Origin of the sequence: Oceanobacillus caeni, from assembly GCF_042678465.1 — a bacterium.
GTDB classification, from domain to species: Bacteria; Bacillota; Bacilli; order Bacillales; family Amphibacillaceae; genus Oceanobacillus; species Oceanobacillus caeni.
The window spans coordinates 53,892-70,607 of sequence record NZ_JBHTKV010000019.1 but is presented as its reverse complement, the minus strand read 5'-3'; the positions used below and the strand labels follow the sequence as shown (position 1 = coordinate 70,607).

Annotated in this window: 16 protein-coding genes and 1 other annotated feature; all 16 genes read left to right on the top strand. The window is 36.3% G+C overall.

Translation table 11 applies throughout. The annotated features are described in order from the left end of the window. Positions 1 to 607 precede the first annotated feature (607 nt). The 16 genes from ACFQ18_RS13450 to secE all read left to right on the top strand — a co-directional run bounded on the left by ACFQ18_RS13450 (position 608) and on the right by secE (position 16,617). Positions 608 to 1,192 carry an MgtC/SapB family protein gene (locus tag ACFQ18_RS13450; RefSeq protein ID WP_240473227.1) on the top strand — a complete coding sequence of 195 codons (585 nt, stop codon included), beginning with the start codon at positions 608 to 610 and terminating at the stop codon, positions 1,190 to 1,192. A 474-nt stretch (positions 1,193 to 1,666) separates the two neighbouring features. Next, positions 1,667 to 2,128, top strand: a complete 462-nt coding sequence (locus ACFQ18_RS13445) for a CtsR family transcriptional regulator (RefSeq protein ID WP_047185931.1) — start codon at positions 1,667 to 1,669, stop codon at positions 2,126 to 2,128. Between the two features lie 149 nt (positions 2,129 to 2,277). Next, entirely contained in the window at positions 2,278 to 2,820 is a 543-nt protein-coding gene (locus ACFQ18_RS13440; RefSeq protein ID WP_047185930.1) for a UvrB/UvrC motif-containing protein, read from the top strand. Continuing rightward, the gene (locus ACFQ18_RS13435) at positions 2,817 to 3,881 is read left to right on the top strand and encodes a protein arginine kinase (RefSeq protein ID WP_204798455.1); all 1,065 of its coding nucleotides are present in this window, start codon (positions 2,817 to 2,819) and stop codon (positions 3,879 to 3,881) included. The genes ACFQ18_RS13440 and ACFQ18_RS13435 overlap by 4 nt, the downstream gene beginning before the upstream one ends. 13 nt (positions 3,882 to 3,894) lie before the next feature. Then, a complete protein-coding gene (clpC, locus tag ACFQ18_RS13430; protein ID WP_047185928.1) occupies positions 3,895 to 6,324 on the top strand; it encodes an ATP-dependent protease ATP-binding subunit ClpC in 2,430 nt (809 codons plus the stop codon). A 251-nt stretch (positions 6,325 to 6,575) separates the two neighbouring features. Then, entirely contained in the window at positions 6,576 to 7,949 is a 1,374-nt protein-coding gene (gene radA / locus ACFQ18_RS13425; protein ID WP_060668158.1) for a DNA repair protein RadA, read from the top strand. Positions 7,950 to 8,370: 421 nt separating this feature from the next. Then, positions 8,371 to 9,462, top strand: a complete 1,092-nt coding sequence (locus tag ACFQ18_RS13420) for a PIN/TRAM domain-containing protein (protein WP_204798454.1) — start codon at positions 8,371 to 8,373, stop codon at positions 9,460 to 9,462. A gap of 269 nt (positions 9,463 to 9,731) precedes the next feature. Continuing rightward, positions 9,732 to 11,201 carry a glutamate--tRNA ligase gene (gene gltX, locus ACFQ18_RS13415; RefSeq protein ID WP_204798453.1) on the top strand — a complete coding sequence of 490 codons (1,470 nt, stop codon included), beginning with the start codon at positions 9,732 to 9,734 and terminating at the stop codon, positions 11,199 to 11,201. A gap of 61 nt (positions 11,202 to 11,262) precedes the next feature. Then, positions 11,263 to 11,475: a binding site (T-box leader), on the top strand. Between the two features lie 134 nt (positions 11,476 to 11,609). Further along, positions 11,610 to 12,266 (top strand): serine O-acetyltransferase, encoded by a 657-nt coding sequence (cysE, locus tag ACFQ18_RS13410; protein ID WP_276536940.1) that lies wholly within the window; start codon positions 11,610 to 11,612, stop codon positions 12,264 to 12,266. Then, positions 12,263 to 13,663 (top strand): cysteine--tRNA ligase, encoded by a 1,401-nt coding sequence (cysS, locus tag ACFQ18_RS13405; RefSeq protein WP_204798452.1) that lies wholly within the window; start codon positions 12,263 to 12,265, stop codon positions 13,661 to 13,663. The genes cysE and cysS overlap by 4 nt, the downstream gene beginning before the upstream one ends. Positions 13,664 to 13,669: 6 nt before the next feature. Continuing rightward, positions 13,670 to 14,068 (top strand): Mini-ribonuclease 3, encoded by a 399-nt coding sequence (locus ACFQ18_RS13400; protein WP_047185922.1) that lies wholly within the window; start codon positions 13,670 to 13,672, stop codon positions 14,066 to 14,068. 5 nt (positions 14,069 to 14,073) lie between these two features. Continuing rightward, on the top strand, positions 14,074 to 14,820 hold the full coding sequence (rlmB, locus tag ACFQ18_RS13395) for a 23S rRNA (guanosine(2251)-2'-O)-methyltransferase RlmB (protein ID WP_204798451.1): 747 nt from the start codon (positions 14,074 to 14,076) through the stop codon (positions 14,818 to 14,820). After that, on the top strand, positions 14,820 to 15,335 hold the full coding sequence (locus ACFQ18_RS13390) for an NYN domain-containing protein (RefSeq protein ID WP_047185920.1): 516 nt from the start codon (positions 14,820 to 14,822) through the stop codon (positions 15,333 to 15,335). The genes rlmB and ACFQ18_RS13390 overlap by 1 nt, the downstream gene beginning before the upstream one ends. A 169-nt stretch (positions 15,336 to 15,504) precedes the next feature. Further along, positions 15,505 to 16,161 (top strand): RNA polymerase sporulation sigma factor SigH, encoded by a 657-nt coding sequence (sigH, locus tag ACFQ18_RS13385; RefSeq protein WP_060668155.1) that lies wholly within the window; start codon positions 15,505 to 15,507, stop codon positions 16,159 to 16,161. Positions 16,162 to 16,253: 92 nt separating this feature from the next. Beyond that, on the top strand, positions 16,254 to 16,403 hold the full coding sequence (gene rpmG / locus ACFQ18_RS13380) for a 50S ribosomal protein L33 (RefSeq protein ID WP_083452522.1): 150 nt from the start codon (positions 16,254 to 16,256) through the stop codon (positions 16,401 to 16,403). A 46-nt stretch (positions 16,404 to 16,449) separates the two neighbouring features. Then, entirely contained in the window at positions 16,450 to 16,617 is a 168-nt protein-coding gene (gene secE / locus ACFQ18_RS13375; protein ID WP_060668154.1) for a preprotein translocase subunit SecE, read from the top strand. Positions 16,618 to 16,716: the final 99 nt, after the last annotated feature.

The following is a 16,716-nucleotide window of genomic DNA, read 5'->3' as shown; positions in this document are numbered from 1 at the left end:
AGAAAATTTCAACATTCAAATCAAAGACACAAATTAAATGGTTGACTTCTATAATTATTTTTTATGCAACGCTAGTGGGAAATTATAAAATTTGCTGCATGTGGATAATTATTCAGAATAGGCCACGTCCGGCTCCAGCGCCCAGCGATACATAAAAAGGGTTTCACCACAGTATTAAAAAATATTTAGTATTGTATTAACGCTCTGGTAACAGGAAAGGAATTTATCCCATTTAAACGGGTAGTAAGCCTTCCTCCTCAAATTTCTGGGAACAAAGAAGGCAGGTGGGAGATCAACTGCGTGTAAAGGTCTGATAAGTGCGACTAACCATTAGTGGGGATGAAGGAAAACCTCCACTGATGGAAGTCTTCTTTATACTAAGTCGATAACAGGGAACCTAATTATAATAAGACAGCATAAAATTAAGGATTGACACATAAATTTTAATACCACTCTATCTTTAGAGTTGTTTTGTTATTATATCTTTTAGATAGGGGGATTTCCTATAGTTTACGTAAATCAAATATTAGGAGAGGACTTTTATGTTATAGCAATTCGCTTACTAATTGCACTTCTTCTATCAGGACTTATTGGCTTTGAAAGAGAAATGAATAATCATTCTGCTGGCTTCCGTACACATATTTTAGTAGGTGTTGGTTCTTGTTTAATGATGTTAATGTCGCTCTATGGTTTTTCATCATTAATTGATACTTATGGTAATATACGTTTCGACCCTGCACGAATACCTTCATATGTAATTAGTGGTATCGGATTTTTAGGGGCAGGTACGATTATCGTTTACGGTGGAACAATAAGAGGTTTAACTACGGCAGCGTCTATTTGGACAGTGGCAGGTTTAGGATTAGTTGTTGGATTAGGTATGTATGGTGCGGCTATATTAGCTACATTAATTATATTAATTAGCTTAGTATTCCTGAATAACTTTGAAAAGTTATTTCAAAGCAGGCGTTCCTTCTCTTCCGTAAATATTACTATTGACCATAATACGAATCTGAGTTTATTAGTAAATTTATTTGAACAATTTGATGTAAAAATTCTTTCTATTGAAATTACTAATATTGAGAAAAGAATGAGAAATGTTCAAATTAAAGTTGAAAGGAACAAAAGAATCGATAAAATAAAACTTTATGATGAATTATCAAGATTAACAGGGGTACGAAACATATCATAATTAAGCTTTAATTTAGCTTATTATATTTTTTTAAGAAAAGTCACGTCCAGCTTTAGTGTGTCCTCCCTTAGCTCGCTTTTCCATTCCTCACGTATTAACTGTACCGGGGAATTCGCTGTCTCGACTCCCGACGCACTAGAACCGAATTAAAGGAGGGCCGACTAAAACAATCTTTGCGGTAACGTCGTCGACATACCCCTGTGTTGGGTAGCGTTTCAATAGTACGTTAGTTCTTAGCCGACTCTTATCCTTCCTTTTGAACACGTGCTGTAAGGGAGTTTCCGCTTTTGATTCTAAAAATCTTACACGTATAATTAGGTGTAAGGTTTTGTTTTCAATAATTTTGTCTAAAATATATAAAAGGTATTTGCATCTCAAAAATGTTGGCGTATAATAAGAGTATAGTCAAAGATAGTCAAAGTCAAATGCATTGAAAATACTGACATTAACAACGTGCAAGAGGGGATGGATCTGATGAGTAATATCTCAGATATCATTGAGCAATATTTAAAAACTGTTTTTCAAATGAAAGGCCAAAATGCAATTGAAATAAAGAGAAGTGAAGTCGCCAATCGCTTCCAGTGTGTTCCATCACAAATTAATTATGTTATTAATACTCGTTTTACGTTAGAAAAAGGTTACATTGTAGAGAGTAAACGTGGTGGTGGAGGATACATTCGTATTATGCGAGTGAGGCATAAGGATAAATCTACATTAATTGATGAGATTATTGAAATGGCTAATCCAACTATATCCCAACGATCGGCTACTGACATACTAGATCGACTCTTAGAAGAGGAAATTATAACGGAACGAGAGGCGAAAATTATGCTAAGTGCCATGGAACGTACCACTTTAGCATTTAACCTTCCGTTAAGAGATGAAATACGTTCCAGAATCTTAACCGCTATGTTATCACAACTAAAGTATTTTTAGTTTAAATTTACTATACAAAGGGAATTACCTTGGCAGGTAGGAAAGTATAAAATCTTTCCCGTCTGCATAAGTGCAACTAAGCCATCCACCGAAAGGCTTGGCGGATGCCAAGTTTTCTAATACCAGTAGTTGTAAAGGGGGAAGAAACAGTGGAATGCCAAGAATGTCATAAACGTCCAGCGACACTGCATTTTACACAAGTTATTAATGGTAAAAAGACGGAAATAAGTGTATGTAATGTATGTGCAAAAGAAAAAGGTTATGTGACGTATCCAGAGGAAGAAGCTTATTCTCTTCATAATTTATTATCAGGTCTTTTTAATTTTGATACGTCGAAAATAGATAATCCAACTTTGCAGAAAGTGAAAGATCTGCAATGCCCACAATGTAAAATGACATTTGCTCAATTTAAGCAAGTTGGCAAGTTTGGATGTGCTACTTGTTATGAAACATTTTCGGATAAATTAGATCCAATATTAAGACGTGTTCATGCTGGTAATACAAAACATTATGGAAAAATACCTAAACGTGCAGGTAATGATATACAAATGAAACGTCAGTTGAACCATTACAAGAGTCAATTACAGCAATTGATAGAAAATGAAGCATTTGAAGAGGCAGCTAAAGTAAGGGATCAAATAAAGGAGCTTGAAGCTAATATAAGAGATAAAGAAGCAGGTGATAATGCATGACACTCGAACATTTTATGAATGATGCTATTAGCCCTTGGATGCGTGAAGAAGGGCCGAGTAGTGATATTGTAATGAGTAGCCGCATTCGCCTAGCAAGAAATATAGCAAGTATACCTTATCCTATTATTGCTGAAGAGGAGAAACTGGCAGAAGTAAGGAAACTTATTGAAAAAGAATATGCAAACAAGTCATTTAATAGTTATCATAATTTTGAATTTATCCCTATTAGAGAATTAACTGCTATTGAAAAGCGAGTTTTAGTAGAAAAGCACTTAATAAGCCCTAATCTTGCTAAACATACGAATGAATCGGCAGTAATAATCTCTGAAAATGAACAAGTATCTATTATGGTAAATGAAGAGGATCATCTTCGTATCCAGCTTTATTTTCCTGGTTTACAGTTACGTCATGCTTTAGATAAAGCATTTGAAATAGATGATTGGTTAGAAGAAAAGGTAAATTATGCTTTTGATGAAAATAAAGGGTATTTAACAACCTGTCCAACCAACGTTGGTACAGGGATGCGTGCTTCTGTTATGATGCATTTACCAGCACTTGCTCTCACAGGACAAATAAATCGAATGATGCCAGCTATTAACCAGTTGGGGCTAGTTGTTCGAGGAATTTATGGTGAGGGCAGTGAAGCGCTAGGGAATATTTTCCAAATTTCTAATCAAATCACATTAGGAAAATCGGAGCAAGATATTGTAGGCGATCTGGAAAGTGTAGTAAATCAGCTAATAGATCATGAACGAAATGCAAGAGATTTAATTATGAGGGAGTCGCCTACCGCATTAGAAGACCGCATCTTTCGTTCTTATGGTGTGCTAGCCTATAGTAGAATAATCGAATCAAAAGAGGCATCTAATTGCATATCAAACGTGCGATTAGGAATAGATTTAGGTATCATTAAAGATACCTCTAGAAATATACTTAATGAGTTGATGGTACTTATACAACCAGGATTTCTTCAACACTATGCAAAGAAAACATTAACATCCCGAGAACGTGATGTACTTAGGGCGTCACTCATCCGTGAAAGATTACAGTTAGAGAATTAGGAGGGAAGCTATTATGATGTTTGGAAGATTTACTGAGAGAGCACAAAAAGTACTAGCGTTAAGCCAGGAAGAAGCAGTTCGCCTTGGTCATAATAATATAGGAACTGAGCATATCCTTTTAGGACTTGTACGTGAAGGAGATGGAATTGCTGCAAAAGCTTTACAATCATTAGGCCTAGAGATTAGCCAAATTCAAGAGGAAGTGGAAAAGTTAATAGGTGTTGGTAAACAACCTATGCAATCCATCCATTATACACCTCGCGCAAAAAAGGTTGTAGAGCTTTCACAAGATGAGGCTAGGAAGTTAGGTCATTCCTACGTTGGAACTGAACATATCCTATTAGGCCTTATTCGTGAAGGTGAAGGTGTTGCTGCAAGAGTTTTAAATAACCTTGGAGTTAGTTTAAATAAAGCAAGACAACAAGTCCTACAATTATTAGGTAGCAATGAATCACAAGCCGGCCGACAAGGTAGAGGGGGCCAGCAATCAAGTGCTAATACACCAACATTAGATTCTTTAGCGCGAGATTTAACCCAAAGTGCTCGAGACGGAAAAATTGATCCAGTTATTGGTCGAGCAAAAGAAATTGAACGTGTTATTCAGGTATTAAGTAGAAGAACAAAAAATAACCCTGTGCTAATCGGTGAACCTGGTGTAGGGAAAACGGCTGTTGCTGAAGGATTGGCACAACAAATAATAGATAACGAGGTTCCAGAAACATTAAGTGATAAACGCGTTATGACTTTAGACATGGGTACTGTTGTCGCGGGGACCAAATATCGTGGTGAATTTGAGGACCGCTTGAAAAAAGTAATGGAAGAAATCCGTCAGGCTGGTAATATTATTTTATTCATCGATGAATTACATACACTAATTGGAGCCGGTGGAGCAGAGGGAGCAATTGATGCGTCCAACATACTTAAACCATCCCTTGCTCGTGGAGAGTTACAATGTATCGGAGCTACAACATTAGACGAATACCGTAAATATATTGAAAAAGATGCAGCGTTAGAACGTAGATTCCAACCAATTCAAGTAGATCAGCCGTCTGTGGAGGAAACCATTCAGATTTTAGGTGGATTACGCGATCGTTATGAGGCACACCATCGAGTGACGATTACAGACGATGCAATTGAAGCGGCTGCTACCCTATCGGATCGTTATATTACAGATCGTTTTCTTCCTGATAAAGCAATTGATTTAATAGATGAAGCTGGCTCTAAAGTCCGCCTACGCTCATATACCATTCCACCAAATTTAAAGGAATTGGAGCATAAATTAGAAGAGGTTCGGAAAGAAAAAGATGCAGCAGTTCAGAGTCAAGAGTTTGAAAAAGCAGCATCCTTACGGGACTCTGAACAGCGTTATCGTGAGGAATTAGAACAGACGAAGAAAGAATGGAAAGAAAAACAAGGACAAATGGATTCTAAAGTTACAATAGACGATATTGCTAGCGTTGTTTCAAGCTGGACTGGGGTTCCTGTTTCTAAATTAACTAAGGATGAAAGTGATCGACTACTAAATATGGAAGAAACTTTGCATAAACGTGTAATCGGTCAAGAAGAAGCAGTTGTAGCTATTTCTAAAGCCATTCGTAGAGCACGTGCGGGGTTAAAAGATCCAAAACGTCCTATCGGGTCATTTATCTTCTTAGGTCCAACAGGAGTTGGTAAAACAGAATTGGCTAGAGCTTTGGCTGAAGTGATGTTTGCTGATGAAGATGCTATGATTCGAATCGATATGTCCGAATATATGGAACGACATGCGACAGCACGTTTAGTTGGTTCACCTCCTGGATACGTAGGTTATGAAGAGGGTGGACAATTAACTGAGAAAGTACGTCGTAAACCATATTCTGTAGTTTTACTTGATGAAATTGAGAAGGCACATCCAGAAGTGTTTAACATTTTACTGCAAGTATTAGAAGATGGTCGTTTAACAGATTCGAAAGGCCGTCTAGTTGATTTCCGAAATACAATTATTATTATGACGTCTAATGTTGGTGCAAGCGAATTGAGACGAAATAAATATGTTGGTTTTGCAATGGAAGATGACAACCAAGAATATAAAGATATGAAATCTAAAGTAATGAACGAACTAAAGAAAGCATTCCGTCCAGAGTTTTTAAACCGTATTGACGAGACAATTGTCTTCCATTCCTTGGAAAGAAAGCATATGAAAGATATTGTTACGCTTATGGTTAAACAGTTACATGACCGATTATATGAACAAGAAATAGACCTCTCCCTTACTGATAAGGCAATTGAAAAGATTGCTAGCGAGGGATTTGATCCTGAATATGGGGCACGTCCATTACGTAGATCCATTCAAAAGAATATCGAGGATCTATTATCTGAAGAAATGCTAAAAGGAACGATAGAAAAAGGACAGAAAGTGAAAATCGGTTTAAGTAATAAAGGCGATTTTATTCTCCTTTCATAAGTTTTCATGAAAAGCTAGAAGAATAATGTTCTTCTAGCTTTTCCATCATCTTAGACAACTTGGCCTCTACCTTAGCAACACTTATGCAATTCAGTATGGTAGAGCGAGAAATCAAAGCCCAAGACAAGAAAGATTTTTGTACTAAAAAATTGTGGCAAAGTTGTGGTTCATTTGCTTTTAATTGAAAGGAGGATGTAACCTATACATTAAAAAAGTAAGTTACAATTAAAAGGGAGAAGGGAACGAGAAGCTTGGCGAAGCGTAAGACAAAGTTTGTGTGTCAGGAATGTGGATATGAGTCTGCAAAGTGGATGGGAAAATGCCCAGGATGCCATAATTGGAACACTTTAGTGGAGGAAATGGAAGCATCATCAGGTAAAGGGAGACATATATTTAATGTAGCCAGAAGTGCGGTAGCCCAACCTGAACGGATTACATCTATTGAATCCCAAGAAGAGCCAAGAATTACGACGACTATGAAAGAGTTTAATCGTGTTCTCGGTGGAGGGATTGTAATGGGATCCCTTGTATTAATTGGTGGTGACCCCGGAATTGGTAAATCTACACTATTATTGCAGATTTCAGCACAATTAGCAGATAAGCATTTACCTGTGCTTTATATTTCAGGAGAAGAATCAACCCGTCAAACGAAATTAAGAGCGGATCGTTTAGGGATTAAATCAGAAGAACTATATGTGCTCTCCGAAACAAATTTATTTGATATTTCAAGACATGTGGAACAAATTAAGCCTTCTTTTGTAGTGATTGACTCCATTCAGACGATATTTAAAGAAGAGGTAACTAGTGCCCCAGGAAGTGTCTCCCAAGTGCGAGAATGTACAGGAGAATTAATGCGCTTGGCAAAGATAAATAACATTCCTATCTTTATTGTAGGTCATGTTACAAAAGAGGGAGCAATTGCAGGACCGAGAATGCTAGAACATATGGTAGATACGGTTCTTTATTTTGAAGGTGAAAGGCATCATACCTATCGAATTTTACGTGGGGTAAAGAATCGCTTTGGTTCTACCAATGAAATGGGGATTTTCGAAATGAAGGAAGAGGGACTTAGAGAGGTTATGAATCCTTCAGAAATATTTTTAGAGGAACGTTCTCATGGCACGTCTGGATCCACGGTTGTTGCGTCTATGGAGGGGACACGACCGGTTTTAGTGGAAATCCAAGCGTTAATATCCCCATCTAGTTTTGGAAACCCAAGGAGAATGGCAACCGGTGTAGATCATAATCGTGTATCGTTATTAATGGCGGTTTTGGAAAAACGTGTAGGATTAATGCTACAAAACCAGGATGCATATATAAAAGTTGCTGGTGGAGTAAAATTAGATGAGCCAGCGATTGATTTAGCGATTGCTGTCAGTATTGCATCTAGCTTTCGGGATAATCCTACTAGACCAGATGATATTTTTATAGGTGAGGTTGGACTAACCGGAGAAATTAGAAGGGTCTCTCGAATTGAACAGCGAGTGCAAGAGGCTGCCAAACTCGGTTTTAAACGAGTTATTTGTCCTAAAAATAATTTAGATGGGTGGACACCACCTAGGGACATCCAAGTAATTGGAGTTCAATCAGTTCAAGAGGCATTGGATTTAGGGATAGAACGATAGTATTGTATCGCTGTACAAAAAAAGGATGTTTCTTAGCATTTATCCAAATGGAATGTTCATCATAGCTATGCTATGATTTAATTGGTATTATTTTTCTTTTATATATAATAGATGTTGTTCAAAAAGTCCGGTAAAAATGACACTTCGAATTTCTTGAAAATGCTCGTTTATCCGTCCCTTATGTATGAACTGCATACATTCCGGTACCGGGAGCTTCACCGCCTCGAAATTCCGACGCACAGGACGTTGCGTTCTTAGCCGACTCGGTCCTTTTTGAACACGCACTTATGCAGGAAGTATGTTCTGTAGAGTAATTCATTTGAATTATTTCTCAAAAGGATAGGCGAATTCGAGTTTTTTTAATAATTACTAGGATTATTTATTGTATGAACGGTAATAATAGAATTAGGAGGTGAATGGGTTGTTAAAGATTATTGTTAATCTATTTTTTGTAATACTTGGTGGAACAATTGGATTCTTATACATTCCAGCTATTATTCATTTATTAAAATTAACTGATATAAGTTGGTTGACATCCCCATATCTTGGTATGGTCGTAGGCGCAATTATATTCTTTCTCATTTCCTATTGGGTGGCCGGATTTATTGTTAATTTCTTAAAATGGATTGAAGAATCTCTTATTAAAATTCCAGCTGTTGATTTATTCTTTGGTAGTATTGGTTTAATCCTTGGGTTAGTTATTGCTTACTTTATTAACATACCCTTGCAAGATATAAATATAGATGTTATATCTCAAGTACTACCACTCTTCATTATGATTTTACTTGGTTATTTCGGGTTTCAGGTTGGTTTTAAACGAAGGGACGAATTTATCAATCTGTTAAGAACATCAAAAAAGGAAAAACGTAGAATGTCGGACTCTGACGAAACGGAAATAACCGAGCCAAAAGTAAAAATACTAGATACAAGCGTTATTATCGATGGTAGAATTGCGGACATTTGTCAAACCAATTTTTTAGAAGGAACCATTGTTATTCCGCAATTTGTACTAGGTGAACTTCAACATATAGCTGATTCCTCAGATGCATTGAAACGAAATCGTGGTCGTAGGGGATTAGATGTGTTAAATAGAATTCAAAAGGAATTACCAGTTAAAGTGGAAATTTACGAAGGTGATTTTGAAGAAATTCATGAGGTAGATAGTAAACTAATTAAACTTGCAAAAGTGATTGACGGAATTATTGTTACAAATGATTTCAATTTAAATAAGGTTTGTGATTTACAAGGTGTTCGTGTTCTTAATATTAATGATTTGGCAAATGCAGTGAAACCAGTTGTTTTACCAGGAGAAGAGCTTGTGGTACAGGTAATAAAAGATGGTAAAGAACAAAACCAAGGTGTAGCTTATCTCGATGATGGAACAATGATAGTTGTAGAAGAAGGTAAGGATTATATAGGGAAGACAATTGAGGTATTAATTACGAGTGTTTTACAAACCTCTGCAGGTAGAATGATTTTTGCAAAACCAAAATTACTTGAAAAAGCATTATAAAAGCGGTATAACTTATAAGGAGAGAGTAGAAGTGATAACAGTATTCGTTATCACTTTCCTTTTTGGTATACATAATTATTTATCCTGCCTAAACGGGCAATAAAACTCTCACCGTTTCTAGGGAAACAAAGAAGGTAGGTGTGAGATCAACTGCCCGTAAAGGTCCGATAAGTGCGACTAACCGTCAGTGGGGGATGATGGAAAACCCCGCTGATGGAAGTCTTCTTTAAATATATAATTTTACTTTAACTTGAAAGGAGAAAGCGAAAATGACAAACGATGTTCGTGTAAGGTATGCTCCAAGTCCAACTGGGCATTTACATATTGGTAATGCTAGAACAGCGCTTTTTAACTATTTATATGCAAGACATTTTGATGGAAAGTTTATTATTCGCACAGAAGATACAGATGATAAACGAAATGTAGAAGGTGGAGAAGAAAGTCAGTTTAAATTCCTAAAATGGCTAGGAATTGAATGGGATGAAGGTGCTGATATTGGCGGAGAATATGGACCATATCGGCAAACAGAGCGCCTTGATATTTACCAAAAATACGTTGATGAGTTGTTAGAAAAAGGTTTGGCATATAAATGTTATATGACGGAAGAGGAACTTGAAGCCGAACGTGAAGAACAAAAAGCCAATGGACAAGTGCCTAAGTATTCTGGTGCGCATCGTAATTTAACGGAAGATCAATGTTTAGCTTTTGAAGCGGAAGGGCGCAAACCAAGTATTCGTTTTCGTGTTCCAGATGATAAAACCTATACGTTTAATGATATAGTTCGCGGGGATATTACTTTTGAATCTAGTGACTTTGGCGATTGGGTTATTGTAAAGAAAAATGGTATTCCAACTTATAATTTTGCAGTAGCAATTGATGATCACTTAATGGGAATTTCTCATGTATTAAGAGGAGAAGAACACATTTCAAATACACCTAAACAAATGATGATTTATGAAACATTTGGTTGGGAACCTCCTAAATTTGGGCACATGACATTGATTCTAAATGAAGATCGTAAAAAACTAAGTAAAAGGGATAGCCATATTGTTCAATTTATTGAGCAATATAAGAATTTAGGTTATTTACCGGAGGCATTATTTAACTTCATTTCATTACTTGGTTGGTCCCCAGTTGGTGAAGAAGAAATTTTTGATAAGGAAACACTAATTAAAATCTTTGATCCGGAACGTTTATCTACATCAGCTGCTATCTTTGATCAACAAAAATTAAAATGGATGAATAATGAATATATTAAAGCAAGAGATACAGAAGATGTCATTGAATTAGCAATGCCATATTTAATTGAAGCTGGAAGACTTCCTAAGGATATGGATGCTGAGACAAGACAGTGGGCTGAGAATGTTATCGAGTTATATCGCGAACAATTACGTTATGGACAAGAAATAGTAGAATTGACAGAGATGTTTTTCAAAGAAGAAATTACATTAGATGAAGCATCTAAGAAGGTTTTAGAAGAAGAACAAGTTCCAGAAGTTTTACAAGTGTTTACAGATAAAATCATTCACTTAGATGATTTCACGAAGGATTCCATCAAAGCACAAATAAAGGCAACGCAAAAGGAAACTGGTCATCGCGGGAAAAAATTATTTATGCCAATCCGTATTGCAACAACTGGACAAATGCACGGCCCAGAATTACCAATGGCCATTGAATTATTAGGAAAAGAACTTATTGTATCGCGCCTAGACAAAGTTTTGAAACAACTAGGAGCGTAACCATTCACAAAAGTAAAGAGATGTAATATATTAGAAATATAAAAGCGGAATTGAAACTATATAAGGAACGTTGAAAAGGGAAAGTAGAAAGTGGCTGACTTATCCAGAGAGAATCGCCTAGGCTGAGAGCGGTTTTAAGTGACATTTTTGAAGTGCCCCTTGGAGTCTGTTATGGAAATAATAGTACATGACAGCGGCACTCTACCGTTAATGGAGCACAAGTTGGGAGAGAATCTCCAAACAGAGTGGAACCGCGCAAAAAGGCGTCTCTGTGTATTTATTACACAAAGACGTCTTTTTTAGTAGAGAGATAAGATAAACATTCTAAGTGCAATTAAGGTATTTGTCTAACCTAATAGGAAATGTCAAGTTTTCTAATAGAAATAGATAGGGGTGGAGAAAAGTAAAATGGGGATATTTAAGCGTATGAAAGAGGATATGGATGTTGTTTTTGAACAGGATCCAGCCGCTAGAACATATTTAGAAGTATTTCTAACTTATTCAGGTATACATGCGATTTGGGCGCATCGCATTGCACATGCCTTTTATAAACGTAAGTTATTCTTTATTGCAAGGGTAATATCGCAACTTAGTAGATTTTTTACAGGAATTGAAATCCACCCGGGAGCCCAAATAGGTAGACGTTTTTTTATCGATCATGGAATGGGTGTCGTTATTGGTGAAACTTGCGAAATTGGTGATAACGTAACTATATTTCAAGGGGTTACACTAGGGGGAACTGGAAATGAGAAGGGAAAGCGTCATCCGACTATAAAAGACAATGCACTTATTTCTACAGGAGCAAAAGTGCTTGGATCCATTACAATAGGGGAAAACTCTAAGGTAGGCGGAGGAGCGGTAGTTGTAAGAGATGTTCCAGAAAATTGTACAGTCGTAGGGGTGCCAGGAAGAGTAGTTGTTCAAAATGGGGTTAGAGTGAGAAGAGACCTAGATCATCAAAATATGCCTGACCCTGTTGCAAATACGATTAAAGAATTGAAACAGGAAGTAGAATCCTTACGCGAGGAAATAGTCAAATTGAAAGAAGGGAACCAATCAGTATGACAATCAAAATTTATAATACATTAACACATGAAAAAGAGGAGTTTAAACCACTAGTTGAAGGTAAAGTTAGCATGTATGTTTGTGGACCAACAGTATACAACTATATTCATATAGGGAATGCTAGACCGGCGATTGTTTTTGATACGGTGCGTAGATATTTTGAATATCGAAATTTCAAAGTGGATTATGTTCTAAACTTTACAGACGTAGATGACAAGATTATTAAAGCAGCCAATGAATTAGGTGAAGAGGTTCCTGCCATTTCTGAAAGGTTTATTAATGCATATTTAGAAGATGTAAATGCATTAGGGGTAAAAAAGGCAACCCACAATCCGAGAGTAACAGAAACAATGGATGATATTATTGACTTCATAGCAGTACTGATCGAAAAAGGGTATGCTTATGAAGCCGGAGGAGATGTTTATTTTAAACCACGTGCCTTTGAAGGTTATGGGAAGCTTTCTCACCAATCCATTGATGAACTCCGCTCAGGTGCTAGAATTCAGATTGGGGAAAAGAAAGAGGATCCATTAGACTTTGCTTTATGGAAGAGTGCGAAAGAAGGGGAGATCTCATGGGATTCGCCTTGGGGAAAAGGAAGGCCAGGTTGGCATATTGAATGTTCCGCAATGGTAAAGAAATATTTAGGGGATACGATAGACATTCATGCTGGTGGGCAAGATTTGACCTTTCCACATCACGAAAATGAAATTGCTCAATCAGAGGCAAATACGGGAAAAACCTTTGCAAACTATTGGATCCATAATGGTTATATCAATATTAACAATGAGAAGATGTCTAAATCACTGGGGAATTTTGTGTTGGCAAGAGATTTAATAGCTAAGTATGATCCTCAAGTTCTTCGCTTCTTTATGTTAAGCGTTCATTACCGAAATCCGATAAACTTTACGGAAGAATTATTACAAAGTGCACATAATAGTTTTGATCGAATCAAAACAGCTTATCAAAATTTAGAACATCGAAAAGAAACAAGTATGGACTTAGTTGACCATCATACGGAATGGATTGGCAGAATTAATGAGTTAAGAGAAAAATTCGAGCATGAGATGGACGATGACTTTAATACTGCAAATGCTATCTCAGTCTTATTCGACTTAGCAAAAGAAGCCAATGTTTATCTGCAACTAGAGCAAACGTCAACAGATGTTATAAGAAAGTTCCAGGATACAATTGTTACTCTCTTAAATGTTTTAGGTATTAATATTCAACAAGAGCAACAACTGTTAGACGAAGATATCGAAAATTTAATAGAAGAACGTAATCAGGCTAGGAAAGATCGTGATTTTGGTCGTGCTGATGAAATACGGGATATGCTTAAAAGTAAAGGTATTATATTAGAAGATACACCACAAGGAGTACGGTGGAAAAGAGGATAAGTAGTCATGAATTTAGATGTGAAACAAATGAAAAGTTTAAGTCTTGCTTATATGGGAGATGCCGTATATGAGGTATATATTAGAGAGTATCTTCTAAATAAAGGTCAAATAAAGCCTAATGAATTGCATCAAAGTGCTGTTTCATTTGTTTCGGGAAGGGCACAAGCGGAAGTTATTCTAGAATGGTTAGAGCAAGGCATTTTATCAGAGGAAGAGGAGCGGATTGTTGCAAGAGGGAGAAATGCAAAATCCGGCTCCACGCCAAAAAATATTAGTATTCAAACGTATCGATATAGTACAGCATTTGAAGCTCTAATTGGTTATCATTACTTAGCTAAAAACGGGGAACGTTTAGAAGAGTTACTCAAAAGGGCTGTGCAAGTTATCGAAGGAAGGAGTGAATAAGGAAAATGGATCAAGAAATTATTATGGGAAAAAATCCCGTTATGGAAGCCTTGAAAACGGGAAGATCTGTTAATAAAGTCATGATATCAGAACATTTAAATCAAAATGTACAAGGGAAGCTAAAACAATTAGCAAAAGAAGCAGGTACAATTATTCAAAAAGTACCGAAAACGAAACTTGATCAAATTAATTCCGGTAATCACCAAGGAGTGATAGCTTATGTGGCGCCATACGAATATGCTGCATTAGATGATTTGTTTCAAAATGCTAAAAACAAAGGAGAGGAACCTTTTTTTATCATATTGGATGAATTAGAAGATCCCCATAACTTGGGATCTATATTAAGAACAGCAGATGCTACTGGGGCTCATGGTGTTATCATTCCAAAGCGACGTTCTGTTGGGCTAACAGCAACTGTGGCAAAAACAGCAGCTGGTGCAATGGAACATATTCCCGTGGTAAGAGTGACAAATATCGCAAATACAATTGTTGAATTAAAAGAAAAGAATGTTTGGGTTGTCGGTACAGAAGCAGAAGCAACAGAAGATTACCGAAAGTTAGATGGCACTTTACCAATTGCGGTTGTTATAGGGAACGAAGGAAAAGGGATTAGTAGATTAGTTAAAAAGAAATGTGACTGGACAGTGAGTCTTCCAATGGGAGGAAAGGTCTCCTCATTAAATGCCTCTGTAGCCTGTGGTCTATTACTATATGAAGTATATCGAAGACGGCATCCCATAGGAGAGCACTAATGGTTATCGTTGTAGTAGATGGGTATAATATTATTGGGGCATGGGACGGATTAAAGCAATTAAAGGATAAAGACATAGGTCAAGCACGGGATCGCTTGATTGAGTTGATGGCCGAGTATCAGTCATATTCGGGATATCGAGTCATCGTTGTATTTGACGCTTACTATGTTAGAGGTACTGAAAGTAAGTTACAGGAATTCAACGTTGAAGTAATTTACACCAAAGAAAAGGAAACAGCCGACGAATGTATTGAAAAATTAGTGAAAAAACTAAAGAACGTTAAAACTCAAGTATATGTGGCAACCTCAGACTATACAGAGCAACGTACCATTTTTGCGCAAGGTGCATTAAGAAAGTCAGCACGCGAATTATATATTGAACTAAAAGATGTTGAACGGCAAATTATAGAAAATATTGAAAGTCATAAACAAATCAAACCTCAAACGAAAATAGAGTTGGATGAATCTATCTTAAACAAGTTCGAAAAAATGAGAAGAGGGGAGTTTTCCGAGTAGGTATTGCGGAATATTGTCGACAGAATACGAAAAAGGTCGAATAATTTTTAATCATTTTTGTTTTTTCTATATATTTTAAAAATCACCCGGAACGAGTATTGACGCTTGTTTAAACGGACTGTATAATGTTCCTTAAAGCGCACTGTGTGGGATTGGGAGGGCTTTTTTCTTGAATATCGAGCGATTAGAAGAAGAAAATAAAAGCATACACTTGCTTGATGATGAAGGAATTTTAGCTCTAATTCATCAGGGGAATAGTCATGCTCTTGACTATTTAATACAAAAATACAGAAATTTTGTACGAGCAAAAGCACGGACATATTTTCTTATTGGAGCGGATAAAGAGGACATTGTCCAGGAAGGGATGATTGGTTTATATAAAGCCATTCGTGACTATAATGAGGACAAGTTAACCTCTTTTAAAGCGTTTGCAGAGCTTTGTATTACTCGTCAAATTATTACTGCGATTAAAACTGCTACAAGGCAAAAACATATACCGCTAAATTCTTACGTTTCTTTGGACAAGCCTATTTATGATGAAGAGTCAGAGCGTACTTTAATGGATATTATTGAGGGTTCAAAAGCAAGTGACCCGCAAGAATTATTAGTTAATAGAGAAAAAATGGGAGATATGGAATTGAAGTTATCTGAACTACTTAGCGAGTTAGAGAAGAAAGTACTTCAATTATACCTTGACGGTAGAACCTATCAAGAGATCTCTATTGATTTAAAAAGACATGTGAAGTCAATTGACAATGCGCTTCAGCGGGTGAAGAAAAAGTTAGAACAGCTATTAGAATTTAATGAAATTGAGATTAAGCTATAATGAAAGTATGTGTAAAATGTTGATTTATTGACATCATGTAGTATACCATGCTACATTTAAAAGAAGAGAAACTTCAGTATAAAGGTGAAAATATGAACAAAAAGGTTACTCTAGCGTGTGCAATATGTTCAAGTAGAAACTATTCAACTAATAAAAATGTATCTACAAAATCTACTCGTTTAGAAGTACGCAAATTTTGCAAGATATGTGGAAAACACACATTGCATCGCGAGACGAAATAAATGGGTTCTTTAGTGAATGCATTTGGTAGAGTAGGGGGGTACAACTTTGTTTAAATTCTTAAATAATGTTTCGAGAGAAATGAAGAAGGTTAGTTGGCCTAAAGGGAAAGAATTAATCAACTATACAATTATAGTCGTTACTACTGTAGTGTTAATGTCCATATTCTTTATGGTTATAGATCAGTTAATATCTTTAGGATTAAATCTCCTTTAGTAACCTTTTGAATAATTGTGTTATAATTATGTTATAATGTTAATAATTAATAATAAATAATGATGACGCAAAAACCCGCAAAAAAACGGGTTTTTTAAA

Excerpts from the sequence above, each read along its gene's own strand:
- ACFQ18_RS13450 (WP_240473227.1), top strand. The coding sequence starts at position 608 with ATGAATAATCATTCTGCTGGCTTCCGTACACATATTTTAGTAGGTGTT.
- ACFQ18_RS13445 (WP_047185931.1), top strand. The coding sequence starts at position 1,667 with ATGAGTAATATCTCAGATATCATTGAGCAATATTTAAAAACTGTTTTT.
- ACFQ18_RS13435 (WP_204798455.1), top strand. The coding sequence starts at position 2,817 with ATGACACTCGAACATTTTATGAATGATGCTATTAGCCCTTGGATGCGT.
- clpC (WP_047185928.1), top strand. The coding sequence starts at position 3,895 with ATGATGTTTGGAAGATTTACTGAGAGAGCACAAAAAGTACTAGCGTTA.
- gltX (WP_204798453.1), top strand. The coding sequence starts at position 9,732 with ATGACAAACGATGTTCGTGTAAGGTATGCTCCAAGTCCAACTGGGCAT.
- cysE (WP_276536940.1), top strand. The coding sequence starts at position 11,610 with ATGGGGATATTTAAGCGTATGAAAGAGGATATGGATGTTGTTTTTGAA.
- cysS (WP_204798452.1), top strand. The coding sequence starts at position 12,263 with ATGACAATCAAAATTTATAATACATTAACACATGAAAAAGAGGAGTTT.
- ACFQ18_RS13400 (WP_047185922.1), top strand. The coding sequence starts at position 13,670 with ATGAATTTAGATGTGAAACAAATGAAAAGTTTAAGTCTTGCTTATATG.
- rlmB (WP_204798451.1), top strand. The coding sequence starts at position 14,074 with ATGGATCAAGAAATTATTATGGGAAAAAATCCCGTTATGGAAGCCTTG.
- ACFQ18_RS13390 (WP_047185920.1), top strand. The coding sequence starts at position 14,820 with ATGGTTATCGTTGTAGTAGATGGGTATAATATTATTGGGGCATGGGAC.
- rpmG (WP_083452522.1), top strand. The coding sequence starts at position 16,254 with ATGAACAAAAAGGTTACTCTAGCGTGTGCAATATGTTCAAGTAGAAAC.